Origin of the sequence: Paenibacillus sp. EKM211P, from assembly GCF_011066175.1 — a bacterium.
In the GTDB taxonomy this organism is placed as follows: Bacteria; Bacillota; Bacilli; order Paenibacillales; family Paenibacillaceae; genus Paenibacillus; species Paenibacillus polymyxa.
The window spans coordinates 657,684-683,454 of the sequence record NZ_JAAMNS010000001.1 but is presented as its reverse complement, the minus strand read 5'-3'; the positions used below and the strand labels follow the sequence as shown (position 1 = coordinate 683,454).

Genomic DNA, 25,771 nt, shown 5'->3' with positions numbered 1-25,771 from the left:
GCATGTATTAGGCACGCCGCCAGCGTTCGTCCTGAGCCAGGATCAAACTCTCCATTAAAGACCAACCGAAGTTGGTTTATAGAAAGAGCGATTAGCTCATTTTTAATGCTAGCGATTCTTCTTTATAAAAGAAGTAATCTTTATTTCATCATCCATTTGTTCAGTTTTCAAAGAACTTGTCTGACCTCGTTTGTTTAACAAGTCAGGAATTACATCATATCATGTTAGTTGCTTTCTTGTCAAATCTTTTTTTTCGATTTTCTTTTTAGCAACTTTGCTTCAAGAAATATTATTCTCAAAGCAACGTCTAATAATATATCATGCCTGAAGTTATTTAGCAAGCACCTTTTTATACTCTTGTTCTTTACTATATAACAGATAATAAGGCAGCCACTCCGCTTTGGAACGGAATGACTGCCCTCATTGCAAAAACTATTATTCTTGTTCTAACAGTCTGATAAATTCATCCTCATCTTCTATGGTGTCGATTCCGAGCTGTTGTGCCTTAGCCAGCTTGCTCCCAGCCTTTTCACCAGCTATGACTAGATCCGTTTTTTTCGATACAGATCCGGCAACTTTGGCTCCCAGCGCCTCCAGCCTCGATGCAGCTTCATCACGCGTAAGCTGATGCAAGGTACCTGTAAGCACAACCGTTTTGCCACTGAAAAAGCTGTCTGTCTTTTTCGCCTGTGGAGCTTCGGGGGCCTGAGCTTTTACCCCTAGAGACAGCATCTTTTCAATCCCTGCTTGAGTAAATGGATCGGCAAAGAATGCAACAATGCTTTCAGCTACAATCCCACCTACATCTGGGAGTTCTATCAGTTCATCCACCGTAGCGGACATCGTCTTGTGCAAGTCACGATAGTGTTCAGCCAACATGCGTGTCGTCGCTTTACCGGTATTCGGTATGCCCAAAGCATAAAGGAAAGAAGCCAAGTCTCTCTCCTTACTCTTTTCGAGTGCCGCCAAGAGGTTATTGGCCTTTTTCTCACCAAACCGCTCCAGCTTCACAAAATCATCATATTGCAGTGTATACAGATCCGCTGGTTCACGAACTCCCAATTCATCATGCAGTTGAATAGCTGTTTTATCACTGAACGTCTCAATGTCCATAGCATCACGTGAAGCAAAATGAGAAATGCGGGCCACAATTTGGGGTTTACAACCTAGCTTATTGTCACAAAATAAATGAGCGCCTCGCTGCTGCAGCGGAAACCCACAAGCTGGACAATGATCTGGAACCACAATTTCCCCTCCATCGTTCTCAGATGTTACTTTTCCCAAAATCTCAGGAATAACATCGTTTGAGCGACGAATAAACACACGTGCCCCCAAAGCAAACTTCAGGTTTTTACGCTCGATGTCACCAGCATTGTTCAGCGTACAATTTTGTACAGTGACTCCCGCCAGCTCTACCGGTTCTACCCTAGCCAGTGGAGTGATCTTCCCGGTTCTTCCTACATTCCACTCGACCGAGTTAAGGACCGTAGTCGTTTCCTCTGCTTCGAACTTATAGGCCACCGCCCAGCGTGGGAATTTATCAGTATATCCGAGAACCTCACGTGTGCGCATATCTGTAATTTTCAATACTGCCCCATCAATAAGATAGTCCAATCCTGCACGGGATTCCTCAATCTCAATCAGTTGCTCCATTACATCATCAAAATTATCAAAGTAAGTCAGGTATGGGTTTACCTTGAAATGATTTTCACGCAGGAAGGTCATCATCTCCTGGTGGCTGTTAAACTGGATACCGTCTGCATATCCCACGTTGTAGAAAAATGCATTCAGTCGGCGTTCTGCTGTCACTTTGGGATTCAAGTTGCGCAAAGCACCAGCTGCGGCGTTGCGTGCATTTTTAAGTGGGTCCGCGGCAGTCTCATTATATTTGGACAGTACAGAAAGATTCATGATTCCTTCTCCCTGCACTTCAATTGTTCCATTTCGAAAAGGAATTGTAAGTGGAACGGATTTAATCGTCTTGACCTGTGCCAGTATCCCCTCACCTACCACACCATTACCACGTGTGGAAGCCTGCACCAGTTGTCCATCCGTGTATGTCAGGTTCAGCGTCAGTCCATCAAATTTTAGTTCTATCGCATAGCCGGGGGATGGCAAAGGTTGCTCTGGGTTCTTGGTATTATAATCATTGACTAGCTTCACGACACGCGCATTCCATGCACGCAGCTGCTCCATATTCTGAGCTTTATCAAGGCTCCATAATGGAGCGAGATGGCGATGCGGTGTGAAGCCCTTGAGGATCTCCCCGCCCACACGCTGTGTTGGCGAATCCGGCAGTACAAGACCGCTTGTCTGTTCAAGCGCTACCAGTTCGTCATAAAGCACATCATATTCTTTGTCGCTGATCTGGGGATCATCCAATGTATAGTAGTGATAGTTATATGTGTTCAGTTCAGCAACAAGCTGCTCCATCCTGTGCATTGGGTTCATGCAGGCGTATCCCTCCGGGAACTTCATTAGGGCAGAGGCCTTAGCCAAGCTGCCCTATGAGGTTCGAGATTTAATAATATTTAAGATTATTCTACTTTTGTAATCGGTGCAAAGCCAGCTAACAGTCGTTTAACCCCTACTGGAGCCGGGAAAGCAATCTGAAGCTCCATATCATTGCCCGTTCCTTTTACAGCTACAATGGTTCCAATTCCCCACTTGCCATGCTGTACCTTGTCTCCGGCAGCAAAAATGGATGCCCCCCCTGTCGCAACAGACGGAGTTGGTTTTGCAGGTGAGGAAGTGGTCACTGTTACGCGGGGCGACGCGGAAGCAGACGAGCCACTACGGCTCATCGTATCAAACGAGCGCTCTCCACCAAAGTTGCTGCCACTGCTTTTGCCCAGTCCGCGACCACCATAAGATCCGCCTACATTGCCTGAACGACGGTAACGATCACGCTTGATGACCGTATCCTCTTTTAACTCATCCGGAATCTCTTCGAGAAAGCGGGAAGGCGGGTTAGCTGTGGTACGTCCAAACAGAGTGCGCATCTGAGCGCATGTGAGGAACAACTGCTCCTCAGCACGGGTAATCCCGACATACGCCAATCTACGCTCTTCCTCCAGCTCTTCATTATCCAAAAAGGCCCTGCTGTGAGGGAATACCCCTTCCTCCATACCAACGATAAATACGATAGGAAACTCCAGTCCTTTGGCGCTATGCATGGTCATTAATACAACCGCATCACTCTGCTCCTCTTCATCGTCATTCATGGAATCAATATCGGCAATGAGAGCAAGATCGGTCAGGAAGGAGACAAGCGACTTGTCTTCCGTCCCTTTTTCAAATTCCATAGTTACCGACAGAAACTCATCAATATTCTCCAAACGCGAGCGTGACTCGAGAGTATTCTCATTTTGTAGTTCCAATCGATATTGGGTGGTTTCCAGCATTTTTTCGGTCAACTCAGTAACTGACAGGTAATCCACCATCCGACTTAAACCTTCAATCATATCGTAAAACTCTACAAGCGCATTGCGCGTGCGTCCAGCAAAGCCCAAATCATCAACCACTTGAAGCACACGGAAAATCGAAACCCCACGTTCCGCCGCGGCTGCCTGTAATTTGCCAACCGTTGTGTCGCCGATGCTTCGTTTGGGTACATTAATGATTCGGATCAGGCTGATATCGTCGTCAGGATTGGACAGTAGGCGAAGATACGCCAGCAAATCCTTAATCTCTTTACGATCATAGAACTTGATTCCGCCCACGATTTGGTAAGGGATATCCGATTTGATCAAAATTTCCTCGACCACCCGAGACTGGGCATTCGTACGGTACAAAATGGCATGATGGCTATAGGTTTTGCCCGCCTTAATATTCTTATGAATTTCTGAGGCGATAAAATAGCCTTCGTCATGCTCGGAGTCAGCACGATAAACCTTAATCTTGGCGCCGCCTTCTTTGTCGGTCCATAGTTTTTTTGGCTTGCGGCCTGTGTTTTGGCCAATGACTTCGTTAGCTGCATTAAGAATATTTGAAGTTGAGCGATAATTCTGCTCCAGCAAAATCGTGCGTGCTTCCGGGTAATCCTCTTCAAAGTTCAAAATGTTGCTAATATCCGCACCCCGCCACCGATAGATGGATTGGTCGCTGTCACCTACAACACATAGCCGATGATGCTTGTCAGCCAGCATTTTGCACAGCATATACTGCGCACGGTTCGTATCCTGATATTCATCAACATGAATGTATTGAAATTTCTTCTGGTAGAAATCAAGTACCTCGGGCACTTCTTTAAAGAGCTGAATCGTTGCCATAATCAAATCATCAAAATCAAGAGAGTTGTTGTTTCTGAGCCGTTGTTGGTACTTGGTATATACCTTCGCCACAATTCCTTCAAAATAATCGCCAATCTTGCGCTCATACATTTCAGGAGTGACCAGTTCATTTTTAGCCGTACTCATCATAGACTGAACCGCTTTGGGTTCAAACTTTTTGGTATCTATATTCAGGTCCTTCATACAACTTCGGATGACAGACAATTGATCCGTAGAATCCAAGATGCTGAAATTGGAGGTAAATCCGATCCGCTCGATATCCCGGCGTAAAATACGCACACACATGGAGTGAAAGGTGGATACCCACACATCTTTCCCCTGCGGACCAATCAGCTTGGATACGCGATCCTGCATTTCACGCGCGGCCTTGTTCGTAAAGGTAATCGCCAAAATCCCCCATGGAGCCGTCTTGCGGGTCGCAATGAGGTAAGCTATTCGGTGCGTGAGCACCCGTGTCTTACCACTGCCTGCGCCAGCCATAATTAGCAGAGGACCATCTACCGCCTCGACGGCCTGACGCTGAGGCTGATTAAGGCGAGCTACCGCCTCGTGTATATCTATTGATTGCATGCGTGCATGCTCCTTTCCCTAAGCTTTCATATATTCACGCTCTATACTTCCAATTTCACAGCTACCGTCTCCAACGCTTTCGACAAATCACGATAAATAATGTTTCCTACTACAATGGTGTCACAAACAGCTGCTGCTTGTAACGCGGTAGTTTTATCCACGATCCCTCCTCCGTATAAAACACGAGATCGCTCCGTACCGCGATGTATTTGTTGTACCAGTTCCATATCTCCAAAGACACCGCTATATTCCACATATACAATCGGTAGATGCATAAGCTTGTCAGCAATCTGTGCATATGAAGCGGCAGCAGAAGCACTCAGCGAAGTTTCCGCACCAGTAAGCTTAGCGACGGTGGAATCACCGTTCAAAACAATATATCCTTCCGTCACAAGCAAATCCCAAGGGATCATATAACCAAATTGCTCAATCGCACGTTGGTGCTGCCCCATAATCCAATTACTGTCAGCGGTATTCAGCACCATGGGAATCATATATAGATCAAACCCCGGCACCACAGCTTCCAGATCGGATACCTCAAGCACACACGGCACCTCATAACGCCGAACCCGCGACAGCAAATCCACCGTATTTTCATAGGTTACGCCTGATGAACCTCCCACCATAATAGCGTCTGTACCAGACATACACACGGCATCAAGCGCCTCATCATTCAGTTCCTTGTCAGGATCAAGCTTAAATACATGCCTCCATGATTGAATTGAATCTGCCAACACACATTCCTCCAGCATCCATTGCTTTTGTCATCATCCAGACGAGCCGAATTCCAATATCCAAAAGCGTTCTATGCTAAGTCTATGACAGTGCTTAAAAGGTGTCAATGTTCGTATCAAATGGGAACACCGAGTTCAGACAGCTCATGGTCTCAGCGCATACAACCAACTGCGTCTACGAAGTTCTTTTTCCGTTAAAACGTCAGTATAAAAACCTCTTACACCCATCTGTTCGTACTCAGTGGCGTCCTTCAACTCGTTAATCGTATTTACGTAGCACACTGCCCCTGCCTGACGCAAACTTTCCACTAAGGCACCACTCACGCGATTTTCTGGTAAAGTTACTGCTGTTATATCATGCTGTTGGACAAATTGAATGATCTGGTCATCCGTGTCTTCTGTAGCATATAGCGTATAAATGATGGATGTATAAGGATAGATACTCCGCAACGTTTGCAACATTTCTTCATTATAAATTTGAGGGACAATACGAGACAGAAGTTCGGGATTTTTCTCCTGAGCCTGATGGGTCAGTTGTGCAAATAACTGTTTGATTTGGGCAGGGTCCTGCTCTTTCGTATCGGTCACAATATAGGCATCCGGGTAGTTTTCCAATAAATCCAATACATCCTTCCAATCAAGTGGAGTATAAGAACCGTGTATGGGGGTGTTTTTAAACTGATGATAGCTCCAAGGCTTTCCGCCCTGCTCTGTAGCAACTGCGTATTCCTGTTGCATTTGTTTGGTAAAGGATTCTGTCCATTCATGGCGCGCCACCAAATGTCCATCCGAAGTAAACATCAGGTCGACCTCGAATACACGGCTACCTTTTTTGTAATTTTCCACAAACGCTTCACGCGCATTGGTATAGGCCAAACCATCAACGGCTCCCATGGCATGCGAAATCACACGGTGTGTGGTAAAGCCAGTATGTTCTTCAGTAGATTGTCCTTTGTAAGCCAGTAAAAATGTACCGATTATCATTAAAAGAATAACTGCAGCAATCACTCGTTTCATAGGGTGTCACATCCTTTTCGTACAGGTCAATACCCTACATACACCTACTCAAAACAGCCCTATATCAGTTGAACTAAAAAATCAGCTATATAGACACAAAAACACCCTCCGGCTAAGCCGAAGGGTGACTCTGGATTAATATGCGTTTTTGAAACCATTGCGAATCGTGCGAAAAATAATTTTAATATCGAATAAGAGCGACCAGTTCTCAATATAGAAGATGTCATGCTTAATCCGTTCCTCAATAGATGTATCTCCGCGCAAACCGTTACTCTGTGCCCAGCCTGTAATTCCAGGACGAACATGATGCTTCACCATGTATTTTGGAATTTCCTCACGGAACTGATCCACATAATAGGGCCGTTCCGGACGTGGGCCAACGACGCTCATATCACCCAACAGTACGTTGAAAAACTGTGGCAGCTCGTCGAGGCTTGTTTTACGAATAAACGTACCAAAACGTGTGCGTCTTGGGTCATTAGCAGTCGTCCAGCCCGTATCTTCAGTTCCAGGCGGCAGTACCTTCATGGAGCGAAATTTGTACATCCGGAAGGTGCGACGGTTCAAGCCTACTCGCTCCTGCTTAAAAATAATGGGGCCTCTCGACGTGACCTTCACACCAATCGCCACAGCCAGCATAATCGGAGAGGTCAGAATAATCGCAAATAAAGAAAATAAAATATCGAACAGACGCTTAAACAATCGATTCCCTGCTACATCCAGTGGAATATCCCGTACATTAATCATCGGCATACCTGCAAAGTTGTCAAAGTAAGGTCGTGCCGGCAAATAATCAAAGAAATCGGGAATAATAAGCGTGCGCACTCCAGCCTTTTCACACATGTTGATAATCTTGGGATACTTATCATGAGCATCCAGCGGCAGCGCCAGAATGACCTCATCAATCATCAGGCGCGACAGCGTTGCCTCCAACTGATCTAATCCTCCAAGAATCGGGCGAAAATGTGCCTCTTCCTCTTCACTCCAATGCCGTTTATCATCTAGAAATCCCACTACTTCATAGCCTAAATCAGGATACTGTCCAAGATTATGATAAAATCGTTGGCCCAAAGAACCCGCTCCAAGAATGAGCATGAATTGCTTATTGTATCCTTTTTGACGGAGGACTTTAAGAACTTGCTTCAAAAAATATCGATAAAACAAAATAATCAGTACATTACCAATCATATAGATCGCCAGATAAGACCGCGAAATGTCGATTTGCTTTACGAAGAACATCACACTCAACAGCACAAACAGGCCAACAATATGAATCTGTGTGACGCGAAACACATCATCTGCAAACCTCTTTTTGCGTTTTGGTGAATAGAGCGAGAATAACATTCCCAGCACTACGGCAATCAGACCGTATATTAAGCTCCACCCTCCATATACTTGAATAGGAAGTGGCTCTTTATAAGTGATCCATTCACTTTCAAATTTGAAAAACCAAGCGATCAGAAAGGATAACTGAATGACCGCGAAATCCGCCACAATATATAATTGGGTTAAAAAACGCTGATTTCTGCGTATCATGCTTTCACCTCAGTACGAGATTGTTCTCCGCCGTCCGGCTTAACCGGTGCAGACAACTTATTTTTAAGAAAAGCCATTCCAAACTTCACCGTAATTCCCGCATATACAGCCATGTTGGTGAACCAGCTGTACTGCTGCTTATAATGCTTACGATGAAATACCCACATAGCTCTATGAAACTCATAAATAATTTTCAAAGGGCGACGGCGAGCGCTACCGCCTTTGATATGAATAATATATGTGCGTGGGTAGTAGTAAATGCCCCAACCGGCTTGTTTAATCCGATAACACCAGTCTATATCCTCACCATACATAAAAAAGGTTTCGTCCAATCCGCCGACCTGGTCAATCGTCTCCCGACGCACCAGCATAAAAGCCCCAACCAGTACATCCACAGGATACTCATCATCCGGGCTTAGATGCCCAAGCTGATATTGGTTGTACTTCGGGTTATCCGGGTAACGCTTCGACCAGCCGAAAGCATAGTAAAAAGACGCCGACGGCGTTGGAAACCCTCGCTTACAAGCCTTGTCTAGCGAGCCATCCGGCAGAATGACCTTACAGCCCGATGCCCCCATCTCCGGGTGTGTATCCATAAACTGAATCATTGTATCCAGCGTATCCGGCTGCACCAACGTATCGGAGTTCAATAGCAATACATAACGCCCGCTAGCTACTTCCATCCCCTGATTGTTCGCCTTGGCAAACCCTGTATTATCCTTATTAGCTATCAATGTAATATCCGGGTACGCAGCACGAATAGCCTCAACAGACCCGTCACTGGAGTGATTATCGATAACAATCACTTCATATCGATACTGCGTCTTTGACGCATACACTGACTGCAAACAATCCAGCGTCAATCGACACGTATTATAGTTGACGACCAGTATGCTTACATCCATATTTAAAACGCTCCTGACAAATTCAGTAATCTATTCTACTATCGCCTATTATAGCATACCGTGCAGGCCACGGGGCGCAAAAAAGCACATAACTTGTAACCTTGCATAGTTAGTAGAATTTCACAAAATTCGATTCCAGTCGCTCCAAAGTGCAAATATAGACAAACGAAACCATTTCGATCTATATATTGTTCATCGGAAGTCGTTTATTAGATTTTTGTAAAATCCTCGGTTGAGGTCTAAATTTCATCGTGGTAAGATATACATGGAAAAAGGGCTGGTGCCAGCCAGCCCCGCGCAACCAACGCTCCAAGAGCGGACGGTTTTAGAACAATCAGGCCGAAAATAGACCCTTCCTTGCGGGGGCGGTCTATTTTCGTTTGTTAAACTCTAACAGTGTGACGATTAACGCCCCGAACGTCAGCATTAAACTGAGCGCCTCAAACACTGTCACAGGCTTCACCCCCCTCCTCGGGAGAGTTAGCCGACCGCCCTTGCCAGCTCTATCGGTTGCACGTTTCAATTATACTATATATTTCCAAAAAGGAACACGCATTCGATGGTATTTTATCTAGCATTCATTTGCACCTTTGATTATTTGACGCTCCTATATGGAAAAAAGTTTCAATATTTTCCTTTCCATCTTCTATAATTTCCCCAATATAAAAACTAACTTATAAATCCAGTTGTCCAACCGTGACTGCCTATAGAATGGAGACTGCCCAATATATCTCATACGAGAAAGCACACCCTTTTGGTAGCTATCCAGGAATTGATCCACATCTCTGTACAATTGAGAAGGCATGTCTTGTCCATATAGTTGAACAAATTGCCGGGCTTGCTTACTTAAAATATAGCGATTTTTTCCTTTCACAAATCTACTTAGTCTCTTCCTCCACTTGCCGATCCAGCCATCCGTTGACCCTCCGAGCACATTGTTTTGATGCTGCCGATACCAAATGGACGGCTCAGGATCAAAAACGACCTCACCAAAAGCGGCGGTACATAAGTAAATCCACCAGTCATGCATGATAATGTTATCCAAAGTATCTGGCATTCTCGTTTTCACGAACTGAAGTGTTTGTTTATTGATTACCATGGTACAACCTACACATACATTCTCGATGAGAGCATTATATAAGGATAAAGGTCTGGGAATATCGGCTGGCCATACCTTGAGGGGTTCCAAGTTTTGAGAGACCATTTGGGTAGCAGAACAGTACATCAGCGGGCGGCTCTCATCCTTTTCCCTGAGCTGAGCTACAGCCCGAGCAAGCTTGTTCGGCATCCACACATCATCCTGATCACAAAAAGCATAATAGTCGAATGTCTCGGAAGATCTTTGAATCAGATCAAAAAAACTCGCAATGACACCTACATTACTCTCTGGGCATAACCTAATCTGTTTGGGATAACGTTGCTCCAATGTAATCAACTTGGCTACCGTATCATCTGTTGAGCCATCATCACGGATTAGAATCTGTACTTCTACGTCTTTTTGATTGATGAGACTTTCTACCTGCTCATCTAAGTAAGCTGATCCATTATATGTAGACAATAAAACTTGTACGTTAGGTCTGTTCAGAATAATGCCCTCCTTCTTTGAAAATATGGGCTACGGGGACATGTACATTCCACCTGCCTATACATTATAATGCTCATCACCCTTAATCAACATAGTCTTAAATATAATAAAATCTCCCAATTCTGAAATGATGGGAGATTTTTGATAGCTATGATACAGTTTTAATTATTCAGATTTATCAAAATACTCCTGCAAAAAGTCACGCAATCCCTTGCGCCAATCCTGTAAATCGTGGAATCCGTTGATCCGGATAGCAATATGCTCCATCACGGAATTACGTGGCCGCGCTGCGGGTCTGGGAAACTGCTCTGTGCTGCATGGCTCTAATTTTGCAGTGATTTTCACAGCATATAGCTCTGCGGAATCCTGCAAAATAGCTTGTGTGAACTCGTACCAGGTGCAATAACCGCTATTGGATGCATGATATACGCCATACTTCTCCGTTTGAATCAATTCCGCCAAAAAATGTGCCAAATCCACCGTATAGGTAGGTGAACCCTTCTGATCATTCACCACCTGAAGCTGCGGCTTCTCTTGTCCAAGCTTCAACATGGTTTTAACGAAATTGTTCCCGTACAGCCCATACACCCATGACGTACGAACAATAAAGTACCTAGAGCAAAGTGTCTCGGTTAGCACCTCTCCCGCCCGTTTGGACTTCCCATAGATACTCTGTGGATTCGTATGATCATATTCGTGATAGGGCTGCTCAGCGGTTCCATCAAATACATAATCTGTACTGATATACACCAGTTTAGCTCCTACTTTTTCCGCAGCCAATACCATATTACGTGTTCCAGCAGCATTTACTTGATAAGCTCTATCCATATCAGTCTCCGCCGCATCAACCGCTGTATACGCTGCACAGTGGATTACAGCTTCAGGCTGATATTGTCCTACTATGTTCATCGCCTGATCCAAATTTGTAATATCCAGTTGTTCCCGATCGTAGCCAAGAACATTATGTCCTTGCTCTTGGAAGACTTTTACCACATCCTTGCCAAGTTGACCGGATGCTCCAGTAACCAATATTCTCATTTTACACATCCCCTAAGCGGGAACCATACTGCTTGGCATAATATTGCTGATATTCGCCAGATTGAATGCGAGTCCACCATTCCTCATTGTCCAAGTACCAGCGAATCGTTTCTTTAATGCCGGTCTCAAAAGAGTGCTTGGGCTTCCAACCCAGCTCGTTCATGGTTTTGCTCGGGTCAATACCGTAACGGCGGTCGTGACCCGGACGATCCTGCACATACGAAATTAGAGATTCTGGCTTGCCCAGCTCCTCCAATACCGTTTTAACGATATGCACATTCGTTCGCTCGTTATTTCCCCCGATATTGTACACTTCACCCAGCTTGCCCTGATGAATGACCAGATCAATTGCGTTGCAGTGATCCTCTACATACAACCAATCGCGAATGTTCAAGCCATCCCCATACACAGGTAGCTGTTGATCGCTCAACGCACGTGAGATCATTAACGGAATCAGTTTTTCTGGGAATTGATATGGGCCGTAGTTATTAGAACAACGTGTGATATTCACTGGCAAACCGAAGGTTTCATGATATGCACGAACTAACAGATCACCGCCTGCCTTGGAAGCAGAATAGGGACTATTAGGCTGCAATGGAGTTTCCTCTGTGAACAATCCGGTTTCACCCAGTGAACCGTATACTTCATCTGTCGATACCTGTACAAATTTGGTCACATTATATTTTTTGGCGGCATCCAGTAACACCTGTGTCCCCAATACGTTTGTTTTCACAAACACTTCCGGCTCCAAAATACTCCGATCCACATGCGACTCTGCCGCAAAATTCACCACCACATCAATTCCCTGCTGCATCAGTTGGTCCATCACTTGTGCATCAGTAATATCTGCTTTCACAAAGGTATGTTTGGGATGATCTTCGATGGATTTCAAATTTTCCAAGTTACCTGCATAGGTGAGGGTATCCACATTCACGATTTCATAATCTGGATGCTGCTTTAACATATACAATACAAAGTTACTGCCAATAAATCCGGCACCGCCGGTGACGAGAAGTTTCATACAAGCCTCCTGTACTGAGCAATGTAATAATAGACTTCTGAACCATTTTATTAGCTCAAAAGCATACAAAACATTAATTTTCGTATTAATTTCTAATCAAAATTGATTTCCGCATCTTTCAGTAATGGCTGCTGTTTATCCTTCTCTGAAAGTATCGCCTTAGAGGTAGGCCAATCAATACTCAATGCGGGGTCATTCCACAGTATCCCTCTGTCGTGTAAAGGAGAGTAATATTCATCAACCTTATACAACACCTGCGTATTTGGAACAAGCGTACAAAAACCATGAGCAAACCCCTTTGGCACCAGCAACTGGCGATGATTATACTCACTTAGAATGACACTCATCCATTGTCCAAACGTAGGAGAGCTTTTTCGAATGTCCAGAATCACATCATAGATAGCACCTGTGATTACCCTGATAAGTTTAGTTTGTGCCTTCGGATTTAATTGGTAATGCAACCCACGTATAACTCCTGCATCAGCAGAAAGTGATTGGTTATCTTGTATAAACGTATGAGTAATCCCCTTACCTTGCATTACCTGTTGATTATAACTTTCCATAAAAAAACCACGTTGATCACCATGAACAATTGGTTCTATTACACTAGCGTCTGCCAATCTTAAAGGTATCACCTTCATAATATACCTTCTTTCCTCAATGCTTTAAAACTTCCCCTTACAACTTTAATTTACCAAATTCCTCACCAAATATAATGTTTTGCGTGAGTTCATTTGCTCTTGCAAGCGAAGTATGCGTTCCTGCGTCCGTCCACCAACCTTGAAGAATATCATAGGTCAATGTTCCGTTAGCAATATATGCATTATTTACGTCCGTTATTTCTAATTCTCCACGTGTCGAAGGTTTAAGTGTTTTAACAATATCAAACACTCCGTGGTCAAACATGTAAATACCCGTAACTGCATAATCGCTTTTAGGTACCTGGGGCTTTTCTTCTATAGATAAAATACGTTGATTTTGAATTTCTGCTACACCAAATCGCTGCGGGTCATGGACCTTTTGCAATAATAATTTAGCACCAACATTCTGTTTACGAAAATTTTGTACAAAAGGAGAGATATCATCCTCAAATACATTGTCCCCTAAAATGACAACCATCTGATCCGTACCAACAAATTGTTTTGCCAAGTATAACGCTTGGGCAATACCACCGGCTTCGTCTTGCACCTTATATGTAAAGGTTACGCCCATATCGCGACCGCTCCCAAGCAAACTTACAACATCCCCCATATGTTCTTTACCTGTTACAATAAGAATGTCTGTAATATCGGCTTTTTTCAGCTTATATATGGAGTGAAAGACCATAGGGTACTTACCGACAGGAAGCAGGTGCTTATTAGTCACTTTGGTTAAAGGAAAAAGACGAGAACCAGTCCCGCCCGCTAGAATTATGCCTTTCATATGTCGACTCCTTAATTATTAATTTAAAAATAAGAATAAATTTTTCACCTAGCGTTATAACGCACTCTTTTTAGTTTGTCTTTAGTAGGTAGCAAAAAATCACTCCAAATATTTAGAGTTAATAAGAGTGGAGACTTCAGAGTTCAAAAAATCACTTTACCTAAATAAAGTGATCCAATTTGCACTTTTATTTAGAGTGTTACACCAACAATTTCCTTCAGGCTATGAAAATAGCTCATAGTTTTTCAGGACACTTTTTTCTTTCATTAACATAAGCAAAAGTCCAATACTTGTTTAATATGAAATTAAAAATAGGGACGATAATCAATGCAAAAAATTGTCCTAAAAGATAAGAAAAGTGAAAAGCATAAACGATAACATACATAATTGATAGGTTAAGAACCAAACCAGTTAGAGATACTAAAGTGTATTTAACTAAAATTTTAACCCCCTTCCCTGAAGTACTAAATGTCCACTGACGATTTATAAAATATGAAATCACCAGTGAAAATATAAATCCGATAAATGAAGAAAATATTGGTTCGAAGTTCAGCTTTTCAACTAACAATATTATAGTTGAAGTATGAATAAGGGTCCCCAAAGCACCTACAAACCCATATTTCAAAAATTGTAATAGGTTATTTCTCATGGGAACTCCCTTTTAGGTTTAAGTGTTTTCCCTTAAGTAGATCCACTTCTTTTTTCAATAATCCTATCTCTTGCGAGAGAACTTTAATTTTATTTGAATCCCTTGACAAGGCAACTGTAAGACTATATAAAATAACAAAAATTGAAATTATAGCAACTAAAAACAAGGCATTAACTGGCATCTCAATATAAAAAATACGCGATATAAAAATCAAGACATTTGGAAATAATGTAAGAACAATACCTATTAAATTAATCAATATCCATAATAATGCATATTTCAAGTCTAATTTATAACTTTTGATTTTTCTTATCAATAACATCAATAGTATTGAACATACAAAAAACAAAATAACTTGAAGTTGAAAATGAATCATTGCAATACCTCATAGCTCTTTTTCTCTCTCAACAAATCAATTAAAATCGCTAAAGACACCTTAATCATGTAATATAGCGACTTAACAGATTTTATAGAGGATTCACCTGCCTGTCTTTCCATCATTGTTACTGGTATTTCCATAACTTTATGATTAGTTCTAATTAAATGTACGATTGACTCTGGCTCCGGGTAATCACTTGGATAATATACATTCGCAAATACAGAAATTGATTTACGACCACATGCTCTAAATCCTGAAGTTGGATCAGTTATCTTCACTCTAGTAAAAACATATATTAAATCACTAAAATATTTTATACCAATCCTTCTTATACGCGTTGATTGAAAACCCACTTTTTCGATATATCTCGAACCTATAACCATGTCCGCCTTATTATTTAAAATTGGAGTTATTATATTTTCGATTTGTCCAGGGTCATGCTGCCCATCTCCATCAACCTGAATGGCAATGTCATAATTCTTGTCATAGGCATATTTATACCCAGTTTGCACAGCTCCTCCAATACCTAAATTACAAGGAAGATCAATAACATTTATACCATTTTCCTTGCAAACTAAAGATGTATTGTCAGTAGAGCAGTCATTTATAACTATAATATCGTACTTATTTTTCTTGAATTTATTAATTAACTCTTTAATATTTTGCTCCTCATTATACGCTGGAATTATAACTAAAATTCTCACTTTCTTAAGCACCTTCTTTCCCATACTGTCTTTTCTCATTTATATTACTAAAACACAGAGGTATAATTATAAAAGTACATAAAATGGACGGATACAGATATCTAATTTGCTGTGCTGGAATTGCTGCGAATAATCCTATAACATTAAGCATAACAGGTGAAAAAATAATTAAGCTTCTCAAATTATTGCGAAAAACAAATATTAATCCAAATAACATTGAAATAAAAATATAAAGTGCTGGCCTCCAAAGCACCCAAACTAAATCACTTTCTTGGGTTCTATCAAGAAAAGCTTGAATTCGAACTAATGAATCAGGGATGAGAGACTCAGTTTTCAATTTGTACTTATCTAAATATTCACGACCTGTATGAACAATCCCCCTTTCAGTAAACAGAGTACTAGAATTACTCGGTTGAGATATCCTCCAAACTACAGAGGTTTGCTGTAACCAGCTTTTAATAGCAATTTTAGGTTCTTTTGCAATGAGTTCAAACCAAACTTTCATAAACTGAACTTTGTATTTCCGATCATTAAAAATCAACATATCAAAATTAGAATTAAAGATGATAGGATCTACAACGTAGGGATTATATTCAGATATCCATATTTTAGGATCCATAGCTTTTTTAATAACTTGATTTTGTTCCTCGTCTAATTTCACACCTGATGAAAGAATAGATGCCACCTGTTGAATTGGTATATTAAATGTTAGTATACTTGGACTCGGGACAATATCCAATACTTTTACTAACACACTCTTTATACCAAAAAAAAGCACGAGGACTGTTATACCTATTAGCGCTATCTTTTTCCACTTAGATTTATAAAATACAAGCAATAAGAACTGTGTTCCAATTACTGATATAATTCCATTATGTCTGAACATCAATACTAAAAAAAATGATAGAGCAAGAAGAAATAAATTTTTCTTAGATTTAAACCATTGCTCTTTCCCTGCATACAAATTAATTAAAACAATAGTAAGCAAAAATAAAGATATACTATAGGTCACATCTTTCCATATACTTATTATCATCATTGAATTTACTGGTATCAATGAAAATAAAATAGACATCCCCCAAAGAATTTTTCTATTCACTTCAAATTTTAATAGAGAACGAAACGCATATAGTAAAGCACTAAGAAGAAACATCATTTGAGCTAAAACTATAGCTGCTGGTGAATACCAAATCTTAGTAATAAGCAATTTAAACAATGTATCATAAATTGGATGCGCATCCCCAAATTCAAATGTTGATAATTGTCTCCACTGGTCTAAGGAATCACCACTCATTAATCCAGGATAATAGGATAGAAAATATATACTCCATGAAATTATTATCGGCACTAAGAATACTGCACTATCCCCTTTACCAATAGACAATGATTTAGGAGTTCTTTGAATAGTGATTCTAGTTAAAAAGATAAAAATAGTAAAGGATAATAAGATCAAATCGGCTAAAAACACTAGACATTTCTCAAAAATTGAGGCTCCCTTTAAATTGTCTAAATGAATTTCTTTTGTGCTATCCTCATTAGTACCATAAAGGTCATAGTCGTTTTCTTCACCATCAATAACTAAACGAACTTTACCAGAATAGGGATGGTTACTAAGTTTCAGGCTTATATTACTTTTCACCTTACCTTCCCAATTTATCAAGACATTATCACCGTGTGTATAAACAGGAACCCCATTAATCAGTTCCCAATCACCTATCAAATTCATTTCATTTAATGGTAAAATTCTATTATCAATTTTAATCTCTTTAACCCAAACCTCGATACCTAATGATTGATTATTTTTCTCTCCAAGCGGTTGAACTTTTAAAGTATGATAATTATCAACGTTAAATGGTATCATCAGAAGGATTGAAAATGAAAAAGTAATACTTACAATTAAATTTCGTCTTTTGCTCGCATGTAAATGTTTCGAATCAAAGAATTGTTTAAATAAATTCCTAAGTGCATATCCTATTGTAATTGTTGTAAGCAAAATAAAAAAAACAAAAATCACACGTCTGTTTGTTATACTTGGAATAAAATGATAGACAAAAGCCAGACTTATACAGAAAGAAAACACATAACTTAATGCTCTGGTTATAATAGAGTTATTCATTAGCAACCTCATTCTAATTCTTCTAAAAATAGTTTAAAACAAATAATCACGGAGACAATTCATTAACCAAAATTGATATCATTTAATTATTTTTCTAATTATCAATTTGTATTTTATTTTTCTAAAAAAGCCAAAGACTTCAGGAAAATGTCTGCGTAAAAAAGATTTTGTATTCTCATATATTTTTTGTGTAGCAGTTTGTTTAGTAATCGCATTTTTATTATCCTCCGCTATCACATACCATTGAAAATAAAATTTACTTTTCTTTTCTATGATATCTTTCGAGTTGTGAACAAAAAGACTATTATCCTCACAAATTGATTTTACAGCTTTATAGAATTGTTCAGATGATTCGTCCCAACCTGGCCAATTGTTAGCAGTATCTATAGCTTTATCCTTCAAATCTCTTAATAAAGTAGGAGAATGCTTTAAGCTATTTATAAAATTCAAAACAGCTTTGTCATCATCTTTTGCAGCGACCAAAGCATTCTGATCTGAAACAATATATTCATCATGGCCTGTAACATTATATGTTATCGAGGTACCACCACAATGGAACATCTCGAGAGGAGGACCAAACATTCCTTCCACATAACTAAGTTTGATAATAACATCACAAGATCTGTAAATTTGAGCTGTTTCAAAAATAGGAACTTGGGAGAATACTTTGTCTACTCCAGGGTAAGAACTTATCGGACTTGAAGTTAATAACCAAACTTCATCAGCGTCAGATTGTTTGCAGATTTCTATCGTTTTTGGAACATTCTTGAAAGACACGTCTATTGGCCCTTCTACTAAAACCCTAAGTTTCCCCTCTTCTCTTGCCTGATGTCTAACACCTTCAATCGAATAAATATCTTTTCTAATACCATTGGGCACTAATTTTGCGTCTTTATTAAAGTGTTCATTTAAATGCTTTTGTATCCATTTTGCTTCGGTAATTATGTGCAAGGGAAGCTGATAGGTAGAGTCTACCAAGTGCCGTAGTGATCTCTCATTCTCATCATAAAATCTTGATTCAATAGACTGAACAAAATAAGCATATGTTTCTGCGGTCACTCGATATAGTTCGTAAACAGTTCTCCACCAAGTTGCAATACATACATCAAATTTATCATTTTCGACTTCTTTGTATGTTTTCCAAATTAAAGACCTAGCTTCAGGATGCCAATGTAATCTCTCCATATTAACTTCTTCTTCAGTAATAATTGTTACAAGTACACCTTTTTTGGTTGCTCTTATTGCATGTTCAAAAATTACATACGAACCTCCACTAATATCAGGAGATCCTAATAAGAAAGCCCATTTCATTTTCTTCTTCCCCTAATCATGTTTTGATTTTGATAACTTTTCTATAACCTCATCTCTTTCATCAATCATTTGTGTCATACTTTTAATTGCAGCGTCTCGATCATCTATCATTTGTGTCATTTTTTTCATTGCTTCATCTCGATCATCTATCATTTGCGTCAGGTCTAAAATGGTCCTGTCTTTTTCATCTAATGACCTTTTAAGCTCTTCCGCAAGCTGCTTATCGTTTGCGGAAACGACCGTGCCAATTTGATGATTACTCCCACTTTTAAAACTTTTATTATATTTGTAACGTCCATAAATAGGCACTAAATAGCCAAGTCCATGACTACTAAGTGTTATTGGTCCCCAAAAGCCCTTTTCAAGAATAGCTCTCGGGTTTCGTGTCAATATAAAAGTATTTTTAATCGTTTTGATTAAGTCAAACTTATTTTTTGTACTAAAAGTAGAATACTTGAATACCCCAAAATTCTCATAATGATACAGACCATTAAAGAAATTTATCTCCGCTTTTGTTGGAAATAAGACCATTCTAGAATGAATTTTAGCAATTTGTTCAGTGTAATATTCAAGTTTTACACTTCTATTGCAGAAAAGATTACACAATCTCTCAAAAAAATCATATATTTGGCTCTGTAATGGGCTTATTACCTCATCGAATAATTTCTTTTCCATATCTGTTTGGACGGTTTCGACTTCAATTCTATGATTATAATCATCACGAATATATTTATTAGCACTTCCATGAGAAGCACCCAACACTATTTCGTATAATGCTCTGTTTTCATTGTATACATTAAAATAAGGAGTTCTATAAGGAACAGAAGAGAATAGGAGTCCCTGCTTTTTATTATTTTCACGAGTATCCCCTGAGGCAATTAACCCTAAATAGTATCCATGTACTGATACGTTTTCGTTGTATATTCTATATATATTATCTTGTATAGTGCCCTTCCAACCCACATCAACTAAATGAAAACCCTGTTTTTTTATATTGACAGGGAAATTCTCTATATAACTGTAAAAATTATCTCGTTGCTGAAGCCTTGATTCTTCATATTTTTCAATAAACGTCGAATCATTTCTTAAATCCATAAAAATCTTACTACTAGGAAAATTTTCAATTTTCAACTTGGCATCTATATTAAGTTTATGAGAAATTTCCTCTATTACTTTTTCCTCAAAACTTAAACTTGACAAAAAATCGTATAACGAAATATGAATATATTGTCTAAACAAAATCTCAAACTTTTCACTGTCAACAGGTAGTAAGCTCGGTAAAAATGTAGATTTTCTAGACACTTTCAAGTAATGAGGCTTTACATAAAAAGCATCTTTGTATCCCTCTTTTTCCTGATATAGGTTAAATAACTTTAACAGGAATTCTCCTTCTCTTGACAAAAAGAATACATTTTTCACGCCATTTTTTATTAAAGACTTGTGAAGCATAACAATATAAAAAAACAAAGAACAGGATATTTCTAAAAATCTCCCCACATGCGACATATCCCTTGCCATCGCGGTTAACTCATTCGCATAATGAGTCTCGCTTTCAACCCGCTTACGAAATTCACTGTAAAAAGCATGCTGTTGTTTCCTATCTATATAATAAGCATCAATACCCTGAGAAAGCGGCACTTTGTAATCTGAGTGTTCATTATCGCCTACCATAATGATGTCTGAGGGATTAAAGTTATTATCACCAATTATTTTTGTGAATAGTTTACCGCTTTTCTTAGTCAGCAAATACTCACTGGATACATAAATCTCATTAATATACTGAAGAATTCCATGTTTAGCAAATAACTCAGCTATTAACTTTTGCGAGAGATAAAAATCCGAAACACAATAAATTTTAATATTGTGCTTAAGTAACTGAGCTACTACTTCGAGCCATTTAGGATCAATGTACTGAACTGCCATTTCTGTTTCAATTTCAATTTTTTCACATATAGAAATAAATGTATCCTTATCGATATCATTATTCAAAAGTCCTTTATTAATCAGAACTACATACATCGAGGATAGCAAATTGGAGTAGTTAAATTCCATGTCAAAACCTGAATTCGCATTATTTTTACACATTTCGGCTTCCATATTATTTCTCAATCTATATAATTCTTCATAATCAATTGAATCTCCAAAATAAATACTAACTCGTTTAGCCCATATTTTCTTCACATATTCTGGTTCTACATGACGGAGAATTATTGTATCAAACACATCAAAGAAAGCTACTTTTTTATTTTTTTCCAGTACCGTATGAATTAAATTTTCCATGTAGGCTCCTTAATCCGCTTTGTTTCTGAAATTGAAAATTATTTTCTTACTTTCGTAATAGTTAACTTTAGTTTCTAAGAGCTCTATTCTCTTACACAAGTCCACAATATCCGCCCTTAAGTTTTGAATTTCATTTTGGTACTGATTACATAACTGATCTCTTTCCTCAATCATCTTTTCCATATTACGTATTAATTGATCACGTTCCTTCACCAAACCTTCAGTCGCTTCCAAGGCAACATCCCGTTCATAAATCAAACTCTCATTCTTCTTTATGACTTCATCACGTTCTGATATCATCATTTCGTTACTTCTAATCGTTTTATCACGCTCTGATATCATCATCCCATTGCTTTTTATTGCCTCATCTCTTTCAGCAATCATCCGTGAGTTGTCGTTTATTATTTTATCACGTTCTTCAACCATCAAAGAGAGATCATTTGTTTTTATTTGCTCAAATGAATATAGAGCCTTATAAGTATACAGATTTATCTTGTCCTCAATATTTTGATCAAGTAGTAAATTATATACTTTATCTCCCTTAGGAAATAGAATCCCCAACCCCCAACTGTGTTTAAACTCCAAGTAAGAATATTTTTGCTTTACTTCACTCCAGAAAACATTTGAACCATACTCAAGAGGACTAAAAACATCATGAAAGAAGATAACACCGTCTTTAGACAACTTAGGTAGCCATGTCTCAAAATCATGCTTCACCGCTTCATAGGTGTGTAGACCATCTATGTGGATTAAATCAGCTGTGCCCTCATTCACTTCAGATAATGCATTATCAAACGTCATCCTTTTCAAGTCAATATTTAAATGACTAAAATGAGCCGTAACTGTACTTTTCACAGTACGGTATACCTCTTCGTCATAATACCCAGCCTGCTCATCTCCAGCCCAAGTATCTATAGCAATAAGCTTTGTGTTTAAGTTGAAATCCTTAACAGCCTGACAGAATGAAAAAAATGAACATCCATAATGGGTTCCCAGCTCTACAATTGTATTTGGTTCAATAAAGTTAATATAATCGTATGCAAACCAACGATGACCTTCCCATGGGGCCACTTTCAACTTCTCGTTGATCTGGTCGGATTCGAATGTTGGCGTACTAATATCCCATTTATTCAAATCGATCTCTCCTTATAATTCTTCAATTGCAACATGCTCAATTCTATTATTAAAGATCGCATGGATTGAAGTGAATACAATATTTTTGAGTTGAATGACATTATGGGCCCAGCATTGTATAGTATGTTGCATCTCATGAAACCCCTCACCCAAACCAAGAGTCACGAAATACTCATTTTCTTGAATCTCAGGCCATCTAAACTGTAACTTGACAAGATAGGACTTACCTTTTCTTACAGAACCTGAAAATATATTTGAACCGGTTGTATTTTCCCCAAAAATAGCATTTCCATACTTATCATTCACAAGATAACCAACGATCAATTCATCTGTTGTCTTATGAGCTTCTATCAACATATCAATCTCAACTAGATCATTTGCTGAAATATATCCTTTATACTTTTCGCTATTCACACTGAAGTTCAGAGCTTTAATTATGACTTCTTGTGCTCCACCCAATGACTCTTCATTAACAGGTATCCAATCTAAAGGGATACTTGTTTCTTTATCTAATTCCAAAGTGAGAGAATTTGTTTCCGAATTAGCTCGAAATACCTCAGAATGTACGGATTTAGTGTAGTATTCAATCCCTTTCAAGGGATCCCCCTCAAATACAATCTCCCCATTTGAAAGAACAATAACTCTATCCGCCATATTAGCAATAGAACTGAGATCATGTGTCACGAGCAATTTTGTGATATCTGACATTTCCTCTTTCATATATCGATTGCATTTCTGCTGGAAAAAGACATCTCCTACCGATAATGCTTCGTCAACTATAAGAATCTCTGGCTTAAAACTGATCATTACTGAAAATGCCAACCGGGCAAACATACCACTTGAGTAAGTCTTAACTGGTTGGTGGATAAACTCCCCAATATCAGCAAACTCAATAATCTGTTCCAATTTACTATTCATTTCTTCTTTCGAAAAGCCACGCATTGTTCCATTTAGATAAATGTTCTCTATTCCAGTATATTCGGGGTTAAATCCAGTTCCAAGCTCTAAAAGTGCTGAAATCTGACCATTAACTAGTCTATCACCATCAGTTTGTGTCAAAACCCCAGTAATTATTTTTAAAAGTGTGGATTTACCAGAACCATTCTTTCCTATGATACCTAATGTCTCCCCCTTCTTAACGTTCAGAGATACATCTTTCAAAGCAAAAAAATCAGTATGATAGGACCCTCCAAAAATATTCACAGCTTCCTTAATCCTGTCAGTCGGTTTTGAATACAACTTATACTTTTTATATATTCTTTTTAATTCTATAGCTATTTCTTCCATAATAACCTCCACAACTTATAGCACATCCGCAAAATGAGGCTTTAACTTTTTAAATAAATATATGCCTAAAAGCATAATAAATGTAGAAATAATCCAGAAATATGCAGTTTGATTATATCGGTGCCAAAACCAAACATGATGTATAAAAGTATCGCGATAACCCTCAACAATGTAGTATACCGGATTAAGCTTAAACCATTTAATGAGCTTATCTGAGATAATTTCAGGTGACCAGACAATCGGAATCAACCAAAATCCAATCTGAACGAAAATCCCCAAAACTTGCAATGCGTCTTTCATAAAAACAACTAGAGAAGACGTAATAAGCGTTATTCCAATTAATAAATAAAATAAACAAAACAAATAATAAAATACCTGTATATAAACAATATCTGGGTTATAGCCAAAATAAAAAAGTATAACAATAAGAAACAACAAAAAGAATAAATGAATAAAAAACGAAGATACTATCTTAACAATCGGAAGAAAGCCAATACGGAACGAGACCTTCTTCACTAAATAACTATACTCTGGAAAACTATTTGAAGAAGTAAGTAGAGCTTCTGAAAAAAAGAACCACGGAATCATTCCACAAGTGAGCCATAAAATAAACGGGGTCCCATCGGGTCTACTACCAGAACGAAATCCAACTTCAAAGACGAACCAGTACACTGCTATAGTCATGAAAGGTTGAATAAAAGCCCAAAACATCCCAAGATAGGATCCTGCGTATCTAGTTTTAAAATCATTTTTAGCTAGCTCAAATATAAGTTTTAGTTGAGGTTTAATAATGCTAGTTCTTGCCGCCATTTGATAACTCCTTCTGATAGTAATCCAAGGTTAATGCTAGCCCTTCTTCCAAAGTATGTCTCGGGATCCAATTCAAAAGTTCAGCCGCTTTTTGGTTAGTCAAAGCACTTCTCAGAATATCACCCGTTCTTTCATTACGATATTCAGGTCGGATACTGGACTCTAATAAAGAAGCTATTATATTATAAAGTTCATTTATTGTTACTTCTCTATCAGTACTTATATTTAAAACTTCATTGTGGGCCGTAGTTAAAGCAGCTAGGTTTGCCAAGGCGATATCCTTAACGTAGACAAAATCCCTAGTTTGCTCTCCACTTCCATATATCACAGGTACGTGCTTCTGTAGCAACTGATTCAAGAAAATTGAAATGACTCCACCTTCACCTTTAGGGTCCTGTCTTATCCCATATACATTTGCATACCGTAAAATTGTATGCTTTAAGCCATAAGAAACAGAATACAGTTTTATATACTCTTCCGGTGCATACTTAGAAATCCCATAAAAAGAAATGGGAGAAACAGGATGTTGCTCGTTAATACTTACATATTGAGGCACTCCGTATACTGCAGCAGAAGAGGCATATATAATTTTCCTAACATTGTGAGAAACACATTGATTTAAAATATTAATTGTCCCGTTTATATTTATTTGTGCATCTAAGTACGGATCTCTAAATGATTCTTGCACACTTATTTGAGCAGCGTGATGAATGACAATTTCTGGCTCTACATTTGAAAAAATATAGTCCAAACTATTAGTATCACGAATATCAGCTTCGAAGAATTCAGCAAAAGAATTTATATTTTCTCGCTTACCTGTAGAAAGGTTATCAATAATTGCAACCTTATGATTGTGTTTCACAAGTAAATCCACGATGTTAGAGCCAATAAATCCTGCTCCTCCAGTTACTATAACTTTCATAAAACTTCTCCTTTTTTTCGAATATATACTACAAATAAGTTTATCTTTTTGAATATAAT

The 25,771-nt window shown here is 38.9% G+C and carries 22 protein-coding genes and 1 rRNA gene; all 23 read right to left on the bottom strand.

Going from position 1 to position 25,771, the window contains the following annotated elements:
* Nucleotides 1-58, bottom strand: a 16S ribosomal RNA gene (locus G9G57_RS03020); the annotation flags it as partial.
* A 377-nt stretch (nt 59-435) separates the two neighbouring features.
* Nucleotides 436-2,451 (bottom strand): NAD-dependent DNA ligase LigA, encoded by a 2,016-nt coding sequence (gene ligA, locus G9G57_RS03015; protein WP_164964461.1) that lies wholly within the window; start codon nt 2,449-2,451, stop codon nt 436-438.
* Nucleotides 2,452-2,537: 86 nt separating this feature from the next.
* The gene (gene pcrA, locus G9G57_RS03010; RefSeq protein ID WP_117290420.1) at nt 2,538-4,862 is read right to left on the bottom strand and encodes a DNA helicase PcrA; all 2,325 of its coding nucleotides are present in this window, start codon (nt 4,860-4,862) and stop codon (nt 2,538-2,540) included.
* Between the two features lie 41 nt (nt 4,863-4,903).
* Nucleotides 4,904-5,614, bottom strand: a complete 711-nt coding sequence (locus G9G57_RS03005) for a heptaprenylglyceryl phosphate synthase (protein ID WP_164964460.1) — start codon at nt 5,612-5,614, stop codon at nt 4,904-4,906.
* A gap of 126 nt (nt 5,615-5,740) precedes the next feature.
* Nucleotides 5,741-6,613: a phosphatidylinositol-specific phospholipase C/glycerophosphodiester phosphodiesterase family protein gene (locus tag G9G57_RS03000; protein WP_031462313.1), complete on the bottom strand. Its 873-nt coding sequence runs from the start codon at nt 6,611-6,613 to the stop codon at nt 5,741-5,743.
* Between the two features lie 135 nt (nt 6,614-6,748).
* The gene (locus G9G57_RS02995; protein WP_016822991.1) at nt 6,749-8,149 is read right to left on the bottom strand and encodes an undecaprenyl-phosphate glucose phosphotransferase; all 1,401 of its coding nucleotides are present in this window, start codon (nt 8,147-8,149) and stop codon (nt 6,749-6,751) included.
* Entirely contained in the window at nt 8,146-9,054 is a 909-nt protein-coding gene (locus tag G9G57_RS02990; RefSeq protein ID WP_164964459.1) for a glycosyltransferase family 2 protein, read from the bottom strand. Before G9G57_RS02990 ends, G9G57_RS02995 begins: the two co-directional genes overlap by 4 nt.
* Before the next feature lie 370 nt (nt 9,055-9,424).
* Nucleotides 9,425-9,502, bottom strand: a complete 78-nt coding sequence (locus tag G9G57_RS26340; RefSeq protein ID WP_354005523.1) for a putative holin-like toxin — start codon at nt 9,500-9,502, stop codon at nt 9,425-9,427.
* 198 nt (nt 9,503-9,700) lie between these two features.
* The gene (locus G9G57_RS02985; RefSeq protein WP_238799229.1) at nt 9,701-10,612 is read right to left on the bottom strand and encodes a glycosyltransferase family 2 protein; all 912 of its coding nucleotides are present in this window, start codon (nt 10,610-10,612) and stop codon (nt 9,701-9,703) included.
* Nucleotides 10,613-10,804: 192 nt separating this feature from the next.
* Nucleotides 10,805-11,677 carry a dTDP-4-dehydrorhamnose reductase gene (gene rfbD / locus G9G57_RS02980; protein ID WP_164964458.1) on the bottom strand — a complete coding sequence of 291 codons (873 nt, stop codon included), beginning with the start codon at nt 11,675-11,677 and terminating at the stop codon, nt 10,805-10,807.
* A 1-nt stretch (nt 11,678) separates the two neighbouring features.
* The gene (gene rfbB / locus G9G57_RS02975) at nt 11,679-12,698 is read right to left on the bottom strand and encodes a dTDP-glucose 4,6-dehydratase (protein WP_164964457.1); all 1,020 of its coding nucleotides are present in this window, start codon (nt 12,696-12,698) and stop codon (nt 11,679-11,681) included.
* A gap of 92 nt (nt 12,699-12,790) precedes the next feature.
* Nucleotides 12,791-13,339, bottom strand: a complete 549-nt coding sequence (rfbC, locus tag G9G57_RS02970) for a dTDP-4-dehydrorhamnose 3,5-epimerase (protein WP_058830159.1) — start codon at nt 13,337-13,339, stop codon at nt 12,791-12,793.
* Nucleotides 13,340-13,376: 37 nt separating this feature from the next.
* Nucleotides 13,377-14,120: a sugar phosphate nucleotidyltransferase gene (locus tag G9G57_RS02965; protein ID WP_164964456.1), complete on the bottom strand. Its 744-nt coding sequence runs from the start codon at nt 14,118-14,120 to the stop codon at nt 13,377-13,379.
* A gap of 235 nt (nt 14,121-14,355) precedes the next feature.
* A complete protein-coding gene (locus G9G57_RS02960; RefSeq protein ID WP_238799227.1) occupies nt 14,356-14,769 on the bottom strand; it encodes a GtrA family protein in 414 nt (137 codons plus the stop codon).
* The gene (locus G9G57_RS02955) at nt 14,759-15,145 is read right to left on the bottom strand and encodes a DUF2304 domain-containing protein (RefSeq protein ID WP_058830161.1); all 387 of its coding nucleotides are present in this window, start codon (nt 15,143-15,145) and stop codon (nt 14,759-14,761) included. The genes G9G57_RS02960 and G9G57_RS02955 overlap by 11 nt, the downstream gene beginning before the upstream one ends.
* Complete coding sequence (locus tag G9G57_RS02950) at nt 15,142-15,876, bottom strand: glycosyltransferase family 2 protein (RefSeq protein ID WP_081317873.1); 735 nt, start codon at nt 15,874-15,876, stop codon at nt 15,142-15,144. The genes G9G57_RS02955 and G9G57_RS02950 overlap by 4 nt, the downstream gene beginning before the upstream one ends.
* Complete coding sequence (locus G9G57_RS02945) at nt 15,857-17,968, bottom strand: DUF6020 family protein (protein WP_155617177.1); 2,112 nt, start codon at nt 17,966-17,968, stop codon at nt 15,857-15,859. The genes G9G57_RS02950 and G9G57_RS02945 overlap by 20 nt, the downstream gene beginning before the upstream one ends.
* Nucleotides 17,969-18,046: 78 nt before the next feature.
* The gene (locus tag G9G57_RS02940; RefSeq protein WP_058830163.1) at nt 18,047-19,279 is read right to left on the bottom strand and encodes a glycosyltransferase; all 1,233 of its coding nucleotides are present in this window, start codon (nt 19,277-19,279) and stop codon (nt 18,047-18,049) included.
* Nucleotides 19,280-19,291: 12 nt separating this feature from the next.
* On the bottom strand, nt 19,292-21,559 hold the full coding sequence (locus G9G57_RS02935; RefSeq protein ID WP_164964455.1) for an HAD hydrolase-like protein: 2,268 nt from the start codon (nt 21,557-21,559) through the stop codon (nt 19,292-19,294).
* Between the two features lie 9 nt (nt 21,560-21,568).
* Nucleotides 21,569-22,693, bottom strand: coding sequence for a class I SAM-dependent methyltransferase (locus G9G57_RS26335; protein ID WP_081317874.1), 1,125 nt, complete (start codon nt 22,691-22,693; stop codon nt 21,569-21,571).
* A 12-nt stretch (nt 22,694-22,705) separates the two neighbouring features.
* Nucleotides 22,706-23,980 (bottom strand): ABC transporter ATP-binding protein, encoded by a 1,275-nt coding sequence (locus G9G57_RS02925; protein WP_164964454.1) that lies wholly within the window; start codon nt 23,978-23,980, stop codon nt 22,706-22,708.
* 15 nt (nt 23,981-23,995) lie between these two features.
* Nucleotides 23,996-24,790, bottom strand: coding sequence for an ABC transporter permease (locus G9G57_RS02920; RefSeq protein ID WP_058830166.1), 795 nt, complete (start codon nt 24,788-24,790; stop codon nt 23,996-23,998).
* Nucleotides 24,774-25,712: an NAD-dependent epimerase/dehydratase family protein gene (locus tag G9G57_RS02915; RefSeq protein ID WP_058830167.1), complete on the bottom strand. Its 939-nt coding sequence runs from the start codon at nt 25,710-25,712 to the stop codon at nt 24,774-24,776. The genes G9G57_RS02920 and G9G57_RS02915 overlap by 17 nt, the downstream gene beginning before the upstream one ends.
* Between the last annotated feature and the right edge of the window lie 59 nt (nt 25,713-25,771).